The 13,586-nt window shown below is 65.3% G+C and carries 14 protein-coding genes and 3 tRNA genes; 11 read left to right on the forward strand and 6 right to left on the reverse strand.

All coding sequences use genetic code 11. The features are described from left to right. Positions 1-24 precede the first annotated feature (24 nt). The 5 genes from ShzoTeo12_RS04155 to hutI are packed head-to-tail and all read right to left on the reverse strand — an operon-like array spanning position 25 to position 5,899. A complete protein-coding gene (locus tag ShzoTeo12_RS04155; RefSeq protein ID WP_318911369.1) occupies positions 25-603 on the reverse strand; it encodes a HutD family protein in 579 nt (192 codons plus the stop codon). Continuing rightward, the gene (gene hutU / locus ShzoTeo12_RS04160) at positions 603-2,279 is read right to left on the reverse strand and encodes a urocanate hydratase (protein WP_318911370.1); all 1,677 of its coding nucleotides are present in this window, start codon (positions 2,277-2,279) and stop codon (positions 603-605) included. Before hutU ends, ShzoTeo12_RS04155 begins: the two co-directional genes overlap by 1 nt. 16 nt (positions 2,280-2,295) lie before the next feature. Next, a complete protein-coding gene (hutG, locus tag ShzoTeo12_RS04165) occupies positions 2,296-3,096 on the reverse strand; it encodes an N-formylglutamate deformylase (protein WP_318911371.1) in 801 nt (266 codons plus the stop codon). Between the two features lies 1 nt (position 3,097). Then, positions 3,098-4,633, reverse strand: a complete 1,536-nt coding sequence (hutH, locus tag ShzoTeo12_RS04170) for a histidine ammonia-lyase (RefSeq protein WP_119258718.1) — start codon at positions 4,631-4,633, stop codon at positions 3,098-3,100. A 42-nt stretch (positions 4,634-4,675) separates the two neighbouring features. Then, positions 4,676-5,899, reverse strand: coding sequence for an imidazolonepropionase (gene hutI, locus ShzoTeo12_RS04175; RefSeq protein ID WP_318911372.1), 1,224 nt, complete (start codon positions 5,897-5,899; stop codon positions 4,676-4,678). A gap of 112 nt (positions 5,900-6,011) precedes the next feature. On the opposite strand from hutI, the gene ShzoTeo12_RS04180 reads away from it, so the two are divergent. The 3 genes from ShzoTeo12_RS04180 (at position 6,012) to ShzoTeo12_RS04190 (ending at position 8,660) form a co-directional block, all read left to right on the forward strand. Continuing rightward, positions 6,012-7,355 carry a formimidoylglutamate deiminase gene (locus ShzoTeo12_RS04180; protein WP_318911373.1) on the forward strand — a complete coding sequence of 448 codons (1,344 nt, stop codon included), beginning with the start codon at positions 6,012-6,014 and terminating at the stop codon, positions 7,353-7,355. A 31-nt stretch (positions 7,356-7,386) separates the two neighbouring features. Beyond that, positions 7,387-8,193: a histidine utilization repressor gene (gene hutC, locus ShzoTeo12_RS04185; RefSeq protein ID WP_318911374.1), complete on the forward strand. Its 807-nt coding sequence runs from the start codon at positions 7,387-7,389 to the stop codon at positions 8,191-8,193. Between the two features lie 194 nt (positions 8,194-8,387). Next, positions 8,388-8,660 carry a hypothetical protein gene (locus ShzoTeo12_RS04190; RefSeq protein WP_119258714.1) on the forward strand — a complete coding sequence of 91 codons (273 nt, stop codon included), beginning with the start codon at positions 8,388-8,390 and terminating at the stop codon, positions 8,658-8,660. A gap of 113 nt (positions 8,661-8,773) precedes the next feature. Here the strand turns inward: ShzoTeo12_RS04190 and ShzoTeo12_RS04195 are convergent. Then, positions 8,774-8,849: transfer RNA gene (locus ShzoTeo12_RS04195), tRNA-Val, on the reverse strand. Positions 8,850-9,094: 245 nt separating this feature from the next. Here ShzoTeo12_RS04195 and ShzoTeo12_RS04200 point away from each other — a divergent pair. From ShzoTeo12_RS04200 to ShzoTeo12_RS04235, 8 genes are all read left to right on the forward strand, one after another. After that, positions 9,095-9,171, forward strand: a tRNA-Asp gene (locus tag ShzoTeo12_RS04200). A gap of 47 nt (positions 9,172-9,218) precedes the next feature. Further along, a tRNA-Asp gene (locus ShzoTeo12_RS04205) sits at positions 9,219-9,295 on the forward strand. 143 nt (positions 9,296-9,438) lie between these two features. Further along, complete coding sequence (locus ShzoTeo12_RS04210) at positions 9,439-10,326, forward strand: prohibitin family protein (RefSeq protein ID WP_119258713.1); 888 nt, start codon at positions 9,439-9,441, stop codon at positions 10,324-10,326. A 276-nt stretch (positions 10,327-10,602) separates the two neighbouring features. Next, positions 10,603-10,968 (forward strand): NADH-quinone oxidoreductase subunit A, encoded by a 366-nt coding sequence (locus ShzoTeo12_RS04215; protein WP_119258712.1) that lies wholly within the window; start codon positions 10,603-10,605, stop codon positions 10,966-10,968. Continuing rightward, a complete protein-coding gene (locus ShzoTeo12_RS04220) occupies positions 10,959-11,540 on the forward strand; it encodes a NuoB/complex I 20 kDa subunit family protein (RefSeq protein WP_234189364.1) in 582 nt (193 codons plus the stop codon). Before ShzoTeo12_RS04215 ends, ShzoTeo12_RS04220 begins: the two co-directional genes overlap by 10 nt. Before the next feature lie 18 nt (positions 11,541-11,558). Further along, positions 11,559-12,164, forward strand: coding sequence for an NADH-quinone oxidoreductase subunit C (locus ShzoTeo12_RS04225; RefSeq protein ID WP_318911375.1), 606 nt, complete (start codon positions 11,559-11,561; stop codon positions 12,162-12,164). 48 nt (positions 12,165-12,212) lie between these two features. Further along, entirely contained in the window at positions 12,213-13,403 is a 1,191-nt protein-coding gene (locus tag ShzoTeo12_RS04230) for an NADH-quinone oxidoreductase subunit D (RefSeq protein ID WP_318911376.1), read from the forward strand. Continuing rightward, the gene (locus ShzoTeo12_RS04235) at positions 13,403-13,582 is read left to right on the forward strand and encodes a hypothetical protein (protein WP_318911377.1); all 180 of its coding nucleotides are present in this window, start codon (positions 13,403-13,405) and stop codon (positions 13,580-13,582) included. Before ShzoTeo12_RS04230 ends, ShzoTeo12_RS04235 begins: the two co-directional genes overlap by 1 nt. Positions 13,583-13,586: the final 4 nt, after the last annotated feature.

The following is a 13,586-nucleotide window of genomic DNA, read 5'->3' on the forward strand; positions in this document are numbered from 1 at the left end:
GAAGGGACGGACAAGGAACGCCGGTCAGGCCGGCGTGATTTCGACGAGGTAGAACGCGGCACTTGCACCCGCCGGCACCACTTCCGCCTCTTCCGCGCTATCGAGCACGAGGGCGTCGAGCGGCTGGAGGCCGACGAGGCCATCCGCCGTGGAGACACCGAGCGGTTCGAGCGCCAGTAGCAGGCGCTGGCCCGACGATGCCGGGAGCGCCTTCGCGCCCTCGGCGACGTGGTGCGCGAGGCCGTGCCGGAAAACACCGCGCCGCGTCATCACGTTGAGGTCGGTGATCGGCCCGCCGGGCAGGCGTGCTGTGGTCGGCGCATCGGCCGGGAAGGGGAGCGGCGCGGACTTTGGTGTCAGCAGCCTCTCGCCAAGCCCTTCGATGGACAGTTCCATGCCGTCGCCCGTAAGCACCGCCAGCGTGCGGTCGATGCCGGGGAAGACGGAGAAGGGACCGTCGCTCGCCACGCCCGCCATGCTGACGCGCCAGCCGAAATCCGAAAGGCTCGCGCCTTCCGGATGCACGATCACCTCGACCGTCTCGCCGCCGCCGTTCTTCCACGGCATGCGGCGATGGTCTGCGTTGCGGAGCAACCGGCTCATCAGTTGCCCAGGATGCCCGGCAGGCGCAGGCCCTTTTCACGGGCGCAGTCGAGCGCGATGTCGTAGCCCGCATCGGCGTGGCGCATGACGCCGGTCGCCGGGTCGTTCCACAAGACGCGGCCAACGCGCTCGGCGGCTTCATCCGTGCCGTCGCAGCAGATGACGACGCCCGAATGCTGCGAGAAGCCCATGCCGACGCCGCCGCCGTGGTGGAGCGACACCCAGGTCGCGCCGGATGCGGTGTTGAGCAGGGCGTTGAGCAGCGGCCAGTCGGATACGGCGTCCGAGCCGTCCTTCATCGATTCCGTCTCGCGGTTCGGCGAGGCGACGGAACCCGAATCGAGGTGGTCGCGGCCGATGACGATCGGAGCCTTCAGCTCGCCGTTCTTGACCATCTCGTTGAAGGCGAGGCCGAGGCGATGGCGGTCGCCGAGGCCGACCCAGCAAATGCGCGCCGGCAGGCCCTGGAAGGCGATGCGGTCCTTCGCCATGTCCAGCCAGTTGTGCAGGTGCTTGTTGTCGGGCAGCAGTTCCTTCACCTTGGCGTCGGTCTTGTAGATGTCTTCCGGATCGCCCGAGAGAGCGGCCCAGCGGAACGGACCGATGCCCTTGCAGAACAGCGGGCGGATATAGGCCGGCACGAAGCCCGGGAAGGCGAAGGCGTTTTCAAGACCTTCTTCCTTGGCGACCTGGCGGATGTTGTTGCCGTAGTCGAAGGTCGGGATGCCCATGTCCTGGAAGGCGATCATGGCTTCGACATGCTCGCGCATGGAAGCGCGGGCGGCCTTTTCGACGGCCTTCGGATCGCTTTCGCGCTTTGCCTTCCACTCGGCCATCGTCCAGCCCTTCGGCAGGTAGCCGTTGATCGGGTCGTGGGCGGAGGTCTGGTCGGTGACCATGTCGGGGCGGATGCCGCGGCGGATCATCTCGGGGAGGATTTCGGCAGCGTTGCCGAGCAGGCCCACGGACTTGGCTTCGCCAGCCTTCGTCCAGCGGTCGATCATCGCCATGGCTTCGTCGAGCGTTTCGGCCTTCTCGTCGATGTAGCGGGTGCGCAGGCGGAAATCGATCGAGTCCGGGTTGCACTCGACGGCAAGGCACGAGGCGCCGGCCATGACCGCGGCGAGCGGCTGGGCGCCGCCCATGCCGCCGAGGCCGCCGGTGAGGACCCACTTGCCCTTGAGGTTGCCGTTATAGTGCTGGCGGCCGGCTTCCACGAAGGTCTCGTAGGTGCCCTGAACGATGCCCTGCGAGCCGATATAGATCCACGAGCCGGCCGTCATCTGGCCGTACATGGCAAGGCCCTTCTTATCCAGCTCGTTGAAGTGATCCCAGGTGGCCCAGTGCGGCACGAGGTTGGAGTTGGCGATGAGAACGCGCGGCGCATCCTTGTGCGTGCGGAAGATGCCGACCGGCTTGCCGGACTGCACGATCAGCGTCTCGTTTTCTTCAAGGTCGCGCAGCGAGGCGACGATCTTGTCGAAATCGGCCCAGGTGCGGGCGGCGCGGCCGATGCCGCCATAGACGACCAGCTCGTGCGGGTTTTCCGCGACGTCGGGGTCGAGGTTGTTCATCAGCATGCGCAGCGGCGCTTCGGTCAGCCAGCTCTTGGCGGTGCGTTCGGTGCCGGTGGCGGCGCGGACTTCGCGGATATTGTGGCGGGGATTGTCGGTCATGGCTGGTTCTCCCGGGTCAGCGTGTGAGGGTGGAGGCGAGCGCCTCGATGCGTTGCAGAATGTCTTTCAGGTGAATGCGCAGGCGTGCGGCCTTGTCCGCGTCCAGATCGAAGGGTGGAACCTCCGTGGACAGATGGCTCACCTGGGCGAGCTCCATCTGGATGGCGTGCACGCCGGTTTCCGGCTTGCCGTAATGGCGTGTCGTCCAGCCGCCCTTGAAGCGGCCATTGAGGATGCTGGTATAGCCTTCAGCCTTCGCGCAGACGTCGAACGTCGCCGTTTCGATTTCCTTCGCGCAGGTGCGCCCCATGTCGGTGCCGACGTTGAAATCCGGCAGCCGGCCTTCGAACAGGAAGGGGATCAGCGAGCGGATCGAGTGGCAGTCGTAGAGGATCGCCACGCCGTGGATCGCCTTCACGCGCTCGATCTCGGCGGCGAGGGCCGCGTGGTAGGGCGCATGGAAATTGGCGAGCCGGTAGGCGATGTCGGCCTCGGTCGGCGTTTCGCCGTCCTTCCAGATCGGCTTGCCGTCGAAATCCGTCTCCGGAACGAGGCCCGTCGTGTTCTGGCCGGGATAGAGGCTGACGCCAGCCGGATCCCGGTTGGCGTCGATGACATAGCGGTGGAACGTGGCGCGCACCGTCGTCACGTCGGGCAGCAGGCCGTCATAGAGACGTTCGATGTGCCAGTCCGTATCCGCGAGGATGCGGCCATTGTCGTTCAGGCGCTCCCGGATATCGGCAGGAACATCCGTGCCGGTATGCGGGAAGGCGAGAATGACGGGCGAGGTGCCCTGGTGGGTTTCGAAGAGTGCCATGTCAGGCCTCCAGAACCGGCAGGATACCCTTGGTGACGGAAGCGGCGAGCGCGCCCGAGGAGACGAACGTGCCGGCGGCGGCGAGGTCCGGCGCCATGTAGCGGTCTTCCTCCAGCGTCGGCACGACGGTGCGCAGCGCGGCGACGACCTTCTGCAGCTCTGGGCTGGTGGTGAGCGGTGCGCGGAACTCGATGCCCTGGGCAGCCGTCAGCGCCTCGATGCCGATGATGGCGGAGAGGTTTTCCGTCATGCGCAGCAGGCGGCGGGCGCCGTGGCAGGCCATGGAGACATGGTCTTCCTGGTTGGCGGAGGTTGGGGTGGAGTCGACCGAGGCCGGATGCGACATCTGCTTGTTCTCGCTCATCAGCGCGGCCGAAGTGACTTCCGCGATCATGAGGCCCGAATTGAGGCCCGGCTTCTTGGCGAGGAAGGCCGGCAGGCCGAAGGAGAGGGCCGGATCGACCAGCAGCGCGATGCGGCGCTGGGCGATGGCGCCGATCTCGCAGGTCGCAATCGCGATCTGGTCGGCGGCGAAGGCCACGGGCTCGGCATGGAAGTTGCCGCCGGAAACGACGCTGTTGTCCGACAGGACGAGCGGGTTGTCGGTCACGGCATTGGCTTCGATTTCGAGCGTATGGGCGGCCGAACGCAGGAGGTCGAGGCAGGCGCCATCGACCTGCGGCTGGCAGCGGATGCAATAGGGATCCTGCACACGCTCGTCGCCGGTAATGTGGCTGTCGCGGATGACGGAGCCGGCCAGCAGTGCACGAAGCGAGGCGGCCGCATCGATCTGGCCCTTATGGCCGCGCAGCGTGTGAATGTCGGGATGGAATGGCGCGGAGGACCCCATGGCGGCGTCGGTGGAAAGCGCGCCGGTGACGAGCGCGGCCTGCGCGGCGCGATGGGCGCGGAAGAGGCCGGCAAGCGCAAGGCCGGTGGAGACCTGCGTGCCGTTGATCAGTGCGAGGCCTTCCTTGGCGGCCAGAACGACCGGCTTCAGGCCGGCCTTTTCGAGGGCCTTGCCACCCGGCATACGGTCGCCGGCATAGATGGCTTCGCCTTCGCCGATCATGACGGCCGTCATGTGGGCGAGGGGAGCGAGGTCGCCCGAGGCGCCGACGGAACCCTGTTCGGGAATGACCGGGATGACACCCTTGGCCTGCATGGCTTCGAGCAGACGGACGATCTCGATACGCACGCCGGATGCGCCGCGGCCGAGCGAGATCAGCTTCAGCGCCATGATGAGGCGCACGATGTTTTCCGCAAGCGGTTTGCCCACGCCGCAGCAGTGCGACAGGATCAGGTTGCGCTGGAGCGTCGCGACATCGGCCGGTGCGATCTTGATGGAGGCGAGTTTGCCGAAGCCGGTATTGATGCCGTAGACCGGCTCGTCGCCGGCGGCGATTTCCGCGATGCGCGCGGCGGCCTTCTGGATGCCGGCGTCGAAGGACGCGTCAAGCTTGGCGGCTTCGCCGGTCCAGTAGATGGTTTCGAGGGTTTTCAGGGGCACGGAGCCCGGATGAAGCGTGATCGTCATGTTTCATTTCCCGATGCAGCGCACAGGCTGCGTATGATGTGATCAGTGTCCGCTGCGGATACGGGCATGCATGGGGTTGAAGCCCATGCGGTAGACCAGTTCCGCCGGCCGGCCGATATTCCAGAGAACGAAATCGGCCCATTTTCCGGCCTCAAGCGTCCCCACCTCGTCGACCAGCCCAAGCGCGCGAGCGGCTTCGCGCGTCGTGCCGGCGATGCATTCCTCGACGGTCATGCCGAAGAGGGTTGCGGCCATATTCATGGTGAGGAGGAGGGAGGTGAGCGGCGACGTGCCGGGATTGGCGTCGGTTGCGACCGCCATTTTCACGCCGTGCTTGCGGAAGAGATCGACCGGCGGCTTCTTGGTTTCACGAATGAAGTAGAAGGCACCGGGGAGAATGACGGCGACGGTGCCGGCTTTCGCCATCGCGGCTGCGCCCGCATCGTCGGTATATTCGAGGTGATCGGCCGAAAGCGCACCGTAGTGGGCGGCAAGTTCGGCGCCGTGCAGATTGGAAAGCTGGTCGGCATGGAGCTTGACCGGCAGGCCATGCGCCTTCGCGGCCTCGAAGACCTCGGTCATCTCGGCGGTCGAGAAGGCGATGCCCTCGCAGAAGCCGTCCACCGCATCGGCAAGCCCTTCGGCCGCGACGGCCGGCAGCATCTCGGTGACGACCTTCTTTATATAGGCCGTCTTGTCGCCGTTCATTTCCTGCGGCAGCGCATGGGCGCCGAGGAAGGTGGTGCGCACGGTGACGTCGCGCTCGTCGGCGATGCGGCGGGCCGCGCGCAGCGACTTCAGTTCGTTTTCCGTGTCGAGGCCGTAGCCGGACTTCATCTCGACCGTCGTCACGCCTTCGGCGATCAGCGCATCGAGGCGGGGCAGGGTTTCCCGCACCAGATCGTCCTCGCTTGCCGCGCGCAGTGCCTTCACCGAGGAGACGATGCCGCCGCCGGCCCGCGCGACCTCCTCATAGGAGGCGCCGGCAAGGCGAAGCTCGAATTCATGGGCGCGGTCGCCGGCATGCACGAGATGGGTGTGGCAGTCGATGAGGCCGGGCGTGATCCAGCGGCCTTCGCAATCGATGCTTTCGGCCTTGGCGAACGTGGCGGGAAGCTCCGCCTCCGGACCCGCAAAGGCGATGCGCCCGTCGACGACGGCGATCGCGCCGTTTTCCACGATGCCGAGGCCGGGCAGGCTTTCGTTGAGCGTCGCAAGCCGGGCATTGCGCCAGACGCGGGCGATGTCGTTTTCCGTTGCCGTCATCGTGATTGCCTCTTCCCTGTGATGGAGATAATGTATATACATAATCACATCGGACGCAAGAGCCATTTTTCGGATCGGCGTCGGGGGTGCACATCGGGAGAGGAGACCGGCCATGGCCGTCATTCATGCAAGGCAGGCGCTGCTGGCGAGCGGCTGGGCGAACAATGTCCGGATTAGCGTCGAGGGCGGGCGGATCGCGGGAATCGAGAGCAGGGCGGCCGCGCCGGGCGACGAGCGCCACGACACCCTCGTCGCCGGCATGCCGAACCTGCACAGCCACGCCTTCCAGCGCGGCATGGCGGGCCTTGCCGAAACGCGCGGCCCGGGCAGCGACAGCTTCTGGAGCTGGCGCAATGTCATGTACCGCTTCGCGCTCTCCATGACGCCTGACGATGTCGAGGCGGTTGCCGCGCAGCTCTATGTGGAAATGCTGGAAGCCGGCTTCACCCGCGTCGGCGAGTTCCATTATCTGCACCACGACAAGGACGGCGGGCATTATGGCGACATCGCCGAAATGGCCGCGCGAATCGCCTCTGCCGCGTCCGAGACCGGCATCGCCCTCACGCTGCTTCCCGTCTTCTATGCCCATGCCGGTTTCGGCGGCACCGCGCCGGGCGAGGGGCAGCGCCGCTTCATCAACGACCGCGATTCCTATGCCGCCCTTCTGGAGCGCTGCCACGCCCTGACGGGTTCGCTGCCGGACGGCGTCACCGGTGTCGCCCCGCACAGTCTGCGCGCCGTCACGCCTGACGAGCTGAGCGCCGTCGTCACCATGGCCGGCGATAAGCCGATCCATATCCATATCGCCGAACAGGTGAAGGAAGTGGAGGACAGCATCGCCTGGTCCGGCCGCCGCCCGGTGGAATGGCTGCTCGAGAACCAGAAGGTCGACGGCCGCTGGTGCTTCATCCACGCCACCCACATGACGGATGCCGAAACGCTGGGCATGGCGAAAGCCGGCGCCATCGCCGGCCTCTGCCCGGTAACGGAAGCCAATCTCGGCGACGGCACCTTCCCGGCGCCCGATTTCCTTGCCGCCGGCGGCCGCTACGGCGTCGGCTCCGATTCGAACGTGCTGATCGGCCTGCCGGACGAACTGCGCCAGCTCGAATATTCCCAGCGCCTCTATCATCGCGCCCGCAACGTCCTGGCGGAGCCCGGCGGCTCGACGGGTCGTGCGCTGTTCGACGGCGCGCTTGTCGGCGGCGCGGCGGCGCTCGGCGTGGAAGCCGGTCTTGCCGCGGGCAGGGCGGCCGATTTCGTCAGCCTCAAGGCCCGCCACGGCCTCGAACTTGCCGGCGACGGCCTGCTCGACGGCTGGATCTTCGCAAACGGTGCCGAAGTCGATTGCGTCTGGGTGAATGGCCGCAAGCAGGTCGAGGATGGCCGGCACGCCGCCCGCGAAGCGGTCGGCCGGCGCTTCACCGCGACCATGCGGGCGCTCGCCACGGCCTGAGGCCGTATTGAAAGCCGACCGGGCCTTTCCTATGACTTTCCTGAGACCGGGCGAATCCACGCCCGGAGCGGAGGCGACCATTTCCATCGACGGGGACAGAACAGAGGTCGAGGCCAGGGAGCCTTCGCTGCACCGGCGCATCCTCGATGATGTCGAGGGCAAGATCCTGTCGGGCGAATGGCCGCCGGGCCACCGAATCCCCTTCGAGCACGAGCTGACCGAGCAGTATCAATGCTCGCGCATGACGGTGAACAAGGCGATCACCGAGCTGGTCAAGCGCGGCCTCATCGAGCGCCGCCGCAAATCGGGCAGCTACGTCACCCATCCGCACGCCCAGTCCGCGGTTCTCGAAATCCACGATATCCGGCTTGAAGTCGAATCGCTCGGGCTTCCCTATCGCTACGAGCGCCGCACGCGCCTCGACCGCGCGGCCAAGACCGTCGACCGCCGGCTGATGGAGCTTTCCGATTCTGCCCGGCTGACGGATATCTCGGCGCTTCACTTTGCCGGCGCGCAGCCCTTCTGCCTGGAAGATCGCCTCATCAACCTCGAAGCCGTGCCCGAGGCCGCCGGAGAGACGTTCGAGGATGTCGCCCCCGGCGCCTGGCTGATCAGCCGCGTCCCCTGGAGCGCCGCCGAGCACCGCATCCGCGCCGTCGGCGCCGATGCCCGCGCTGCCGAACTTCTGGCCATCGCGTCCGGCACGCCCTGCCTCGTCGTGGAACGCCGCACCTGGAGCGGTGGCCTTTACATTACCCATGTGCGTCTGACCTATCCCGGCGAAAAGCACGAGCTCGTCGCCGAATTCGCCCCGACGCATCCCAAGCAGGTCGTCTGAACTCCGAGGGTGGACGGATACCCTCCGCTCTGTCACAAGGGATTCCAGAACGCGACTGCCGATAGTTTTAGATCGGGGTCGGGCGACCGATTGACGTCACGTCGCTGCCGCGAGATCACGCTGGCCGTTCTGATTTCACCAATTCGGCCCTGCCGGATCCCGAATCCGGCTAGACGCCCGCAGGATCGCCCGCCATGACCAAGAAGCCCAAACTGGAGCATTCCGAGCTTTCGGGAGAATTCACGGAAGACGGCGTCACCGTGCTCGTCGACATCTCTCGCCCCGCCGGCACGCAAAACGACTGGAAGCTGGAGGTCGTCACCCAGAACGAAGACCTCTTCGAATGGGACGAACCCTTCGCCACCGACCGCGAAGCCTTCGACGAATTCCTGGCCACGATCGCAAGGGATGGCATCCATTCGTTCCTGGAGGACGACGAGGAAGAAGAGCCGCCGACAACGCATTGACGCGGCGCCCCGGACCGGCCCGCGCAGCCGGGCCGGTTACGGCAGGGAAGGGCAGCGCCAGAACGAAAAAAGCCCCGTTTTACGGGGCCTGCGTGCGAATTCCGGAGGAAGAATGGTGGGCGATGAGAGACTCGAACTCCCGACATCCTCGGTGTAAACGAGGCGCTCTACCAACTGAGCTAATCGCCCGCCGCGTTGGTGGCTGTGATCTATGCGGAACCGGATCGAACCGCAAGAGGCAATCGCAAAGTTTTTTGCATTTTTTTGAACGGCCCCATGAAGATGGGCAAGGGTGTGGAAACATTTCGCGACGCGTCATTCTTTTGTCTTGAAACCTGCTTGACACCCAAACCCGAACCCCGTAGTTAGCCGCTCATCGAACGGCTCAGGCCGCTCGGGACGGATGCTTCGTCATCCGGTCGCTTTCGAGGAATGCGGGTGTAGCTCAGTCGGTTAGAGTGCCGGCCTGTCACGCCGGAGGTCGCGGGTTCGAGCCCCGTCACTCGCGCCACTCGAAGGGCCGGACGATCGTTCGGGGCCGCAAGGCCACAAAGATGCGCGGGTGTAGCTCAGTCGGTTAGAGTGCCGGCCTGTCACGCCGGAGGTCGCGGGTTCGAGCCCCGTCACTCGCGCCATTTCTTTCCTTTCAGGCCATTGTCGTCGTTTCCTCATGCATCGCATGAGGCACATTTTCGTGGAAATTCTTCCCGTCGCGCCGAATGTTTCTGGCCGCCTTCCCGTCTTCGTATAGCTTGCCGAGCGAAGAGAGGGGATTTGCATGCGTAATGTCACCATGGCCTTGACGGGCCTTGCCGCGCTCGTGGCGCTCAGCATCCTGTTCGGTTCGTGGTACACCATCGACCAGGGCGAGCGCGGGGTCATCCTGCGCTACGGTGCCGTCGCGGGCACCGCGGAGCCGGGCCTCGGCTTCAAGCTGCCGCTGATCGATTCGGTCGTGCGGATCTCGGTGCAGTCCAAGGCCGTCGTCTACGAGAAGATGGAGGCCTATAGCCGCGACCAGCAGCCGGCCGATATTCGGCTTTCGGTGAACTACCGCATCCCGGCCGATCGCGTGCAGGACGTCTACGCGACCTATGGCGGCGAGGACGGGCTGATGTCGCGCCTTATCGAGCGCAAGGTCTTCGAGGAGACGAAGACGGTCTTCGGCCGCTTCAATGCGGTGACGGCCATCCAGGAGCGCGGGCGGCTCAATGCGGAGGTCGCGACGGCGATCCAGGAAGGCGTTTCCGGCCCCGTCATCATAGATAGCGTGCAGATCGAGAACATCGACTTCTCCGATGCCTACGAGGCGAGCATCGAGCAGCGCATGCTGGCGGAGGTCGAGGTGCAGCGCCTGCGCCAGAACGCCGAGCGCGAGAAGGTGCAGGCGGAGATCACCGTGACGCAGGCGCGCGCCCAGGCCGATGCCCGCCGCGCCGAAGCGCAGGCCCAGGCCGACGCCGTGCGGCTGGCCGCGCAAGCCGAGGCGGAAGCGATCAAGCTGCGCGGGGAGGCGGAAGCCGGCGCCATCAAGCTGCGCGGCGATGCGCTGCGTGACAATCCCGGCCTCGTCTCGCTGACGCAGGCGGAAAAATGGGACGGACAACTGCCGCGCACCATGCTGCCGGGCGGCTCGATCCCCATGCTCAATCTCAATGCGAACTGAGGGAAGGGCGGGGCCGCGGCGGGCTTTTCCGCCGCGCCTGCGGCGAAACGTCCCGCGCTCCGCCTTTCATCGAATCGTAACGATTTAAAAAGGCCCGTCCCCGGCCTTCGGAGCGACAGGGAAAAGAACACAATGATTGCGGCGAAAGCCGGACAAAGCCTTGCGCGGGGACGCTCACTGCGCTAACGACGTGGCGTTGCAACATACTTTATCGGCTTGCAGGTCTTCGACCATCAGGCGTCTCTCCGGCGCCACGAGCAGGCAGGATGGACGCCAATGACTGAACTTCTCGGTTCCTATATCCCGATCGCCATCTTCATCGGTATCGCACTCGTGATCGGCATTGCCTTGCTGGTCGCGCCGTTCGCCGTCGCATACAAGGCCCCCGATTCGGAAAAGCTCTCCGCTTACGAGTGCGGCTTCAATGCGTTCGACGATGCGCGCATGAAATTCGATATCCGCTTCTACCTGGTATCGATCCTCTTCATCATCTTCGACCTGGAAGTCGCCTTCCTCTTCCCCTGGGCCGTCTCCTTCGGCGACATGGGCTGGTTCGGCTTCTGGTCCATGATGGTCTTCCTCGGTGTCCTGACCATCGGCTTCATCTATGAATGGAAGAAGGGAGCACTCGAATGGGAGTAGCTCATACGAACAACACGCTCGTCGCGCCGCAGCCCAAGGGGATCATCGATCCCAGCACGGGCAAGCCCGTCGGCAGCAACGACGCCTTCTTCGGCGAGATCAACAACGAGCTCGCCGACAAGGGCTTTCTGGTCACGTCCACGGACGAGCTCATCACCTGGGCCCGTACCGGCTCGCTGATGTGGATGACCTTTGGTCTGGCGTGCTGTGCCGTCGAGATGATGCAGCTCTCGATGCCGCGCTACGACGTCGAGCGCTTCGGTTTCGCGCCGCGCGCCAGCCCACGCCAGTCCGACGTCATGATCGTCGCCGGCACGCTGACCAACAAGATGGCCCCCGCGCTCCGCAAGGTCTACGACCAGATGCCCGAGCCGCGCTACGTCATCTCGATGGGCTCCTGCGCCAACGGCGGCGGCTACTATCACTATTCCTATTCGGTGGTGCGCGGCTGTGACCGCGTGGTGCCGGTCGACATCTATGTACCAGGCTGTCCTCCCACGGCGGAAGCGCTCCTCTACGGCGTGCTCCTGCTGCAGAAGAAGATCCGCCGGACCGGTACGATCGAACGTTAAGGGCAGGGGACTGACACGATGAGCGAAGCCCTCCAGGAGCTTTCCTCCCATATCGGCGAAGCGGCCGGCGGTCTCGTCGCCTCCGCCGATATCGCCTTTGGCGAACTCACCCTGAAGACGGACGGCGCCCGCGTCGTCGAGCTTCTGACCTTCCTGCGCGATGACGTGCAGTGCGGCTTCGTCAACCTCGTCGACATCTGCGGCGTGGACTGGCCGGCCCGCGCCGAGCGCTTCGACGTGGTCTACCACCTCCTGTCGCCGCGCCAGAACCTGCGCATCCGCGTCAAGGTCGCGACCGGCGAGGACCAGCCCGTTCCGTCCGCCTGCTCGGTCTATCCGGGCGCCGACTGGTTCGAGCGCGAAGCCTACGACATGTACGGCATCCTCTTCACCGGCCATCCGGACCTGCGCCGCATCCTCACCGACTATGGTTTCGAGGGGCACCCGCTACGCAAGGACTTCCCGACGACCGGTTTCGTGGAAGTGCGTTATGACGACGAGGTCAAGCGCGTCGTGTACGAGCCTGTCGAACTGAAGCAGGAATTCCGCAACTTCGACTTCCTCTCTCCCTGGGAAGGCACGGATTACGTGCTGCCGGGTGACGAGAAGGCAAAGACGAACTGATTTTGGGTCGGGCGACCCGCTAGGGCGCCGGCCTCTGGAGCAAGCGGCATGAACGAGCACAACGTTCGCAACTTCAACATCAACTTCGGCCCGCAGCACCCTGCGGCGCACGGGGTTCTGCGTCTTGTCCTCGAACTCGACGGCGAAATCGTCGAGCGCGTCGACCCGCATATCGGCCTGCTGCATCGCGGCACCGAGAAGCTGATCGAGACGAAGACCTACCTTCAGGCCGTGCCCTATTTCGACCGCCTCGACTACGTGGCGCCGATGAACCAGGAGCATGCCTTCGCGCTTGCCGTCGAGAAGTTGACCAGCACCGAGGTTCCGATCCGCGGCCAGCTCATCCGTGTGCTCTATTCCGAAATCGGCCGCATCCTCTCGCACCTTCTCAACGTGACGACCCAGGCCATGGACGTCGGTGCACTGACGCCGCCGCTCTGGGGCTTCGAGGAGCGCGAGAAGCTGATGGTGTTCTATGAGCGTGCCTGCGGCGCGCGCATGCACTCGGCCTATATCCGTCCGGGCGGCGTCCATCAGGACCTGCCGCACGAGCTGGTCGAAGACATCGGCAAGTGGATCGATCCGTTCCTGAAGACCGTCGACGATATCGACGAGCTGCTCACCGGCAACCGCATCTTCAAGCAGCGAAACGTCGATATCGGCGTCGTTAAGCTGGAAGATTGCTGGGCCTGGGGCTTCTCGGGCGTGATGGTGCGCGGTTCGGGCGCGGCGTGGGACCTGCGTCGCTCGCAGCCCTACGAGTGCTATTCCGACCTCGATTTCGACATTCCGATCGGCAAGAACGGCGACTGCTACGACCGTTACGTCATCCGCATGATCGAAATGCGTGAATCGGCGAAGATCATGCGCCAGTGCGTCGACCGCCTGCTCGGCGATGCCAAGGTCGGCCCGGTCTCCTCCATCGACGGCAAGATGGTTCCGCCGAAGCGCGGCCAGATGAAGCGTTCGATGGAAGCGCTGATCCACCACTTCAAGCTCTACACGGAAGGCTACCATGTGCCGGCCGGTGAAGTGTACGCGGCCGTGGAAGCGCCGAAGGGCGAGTTCGGCGTCTACGTCGTCGCCGACGGCACCAACAAGCCCTACCGCTGCAAGATCCGCGCCCCGGGCTATGCCCACCTGCAGGCGATGGACTTCATCTGTCGCGGCCACCAGCTCGCCGACGTCTCGGCGATCCTGGGCTCCCTCGACATCGTGTTCGGCGAGGTTGACCGCTGATGCCGAACGCAGCCCTTGCCGTGACCGCCGCGATCCCGACCGCCGCCGCCTTCGCGAAGGCCGGTGTTCGGGCGCATGCGTCCGCTGGCTGCGCACTCGTATTCCTTCAGAACGACACGCCGGCCCACGCCCGCGCTTTCGCCGACACGGCGGAAATGCGGCGCCGGCAGATTAACTGAGACA

The organism is Shinella zoogloeoides (assembly GCF_033705735.1).
GTDB classification, from domain to species: Bacteria; Pseudomonadota; Alphaproteobacteria; order Rhizobiales; family Rhizobiaceae; genus Shinella; species Shinella zoogloeoides_A.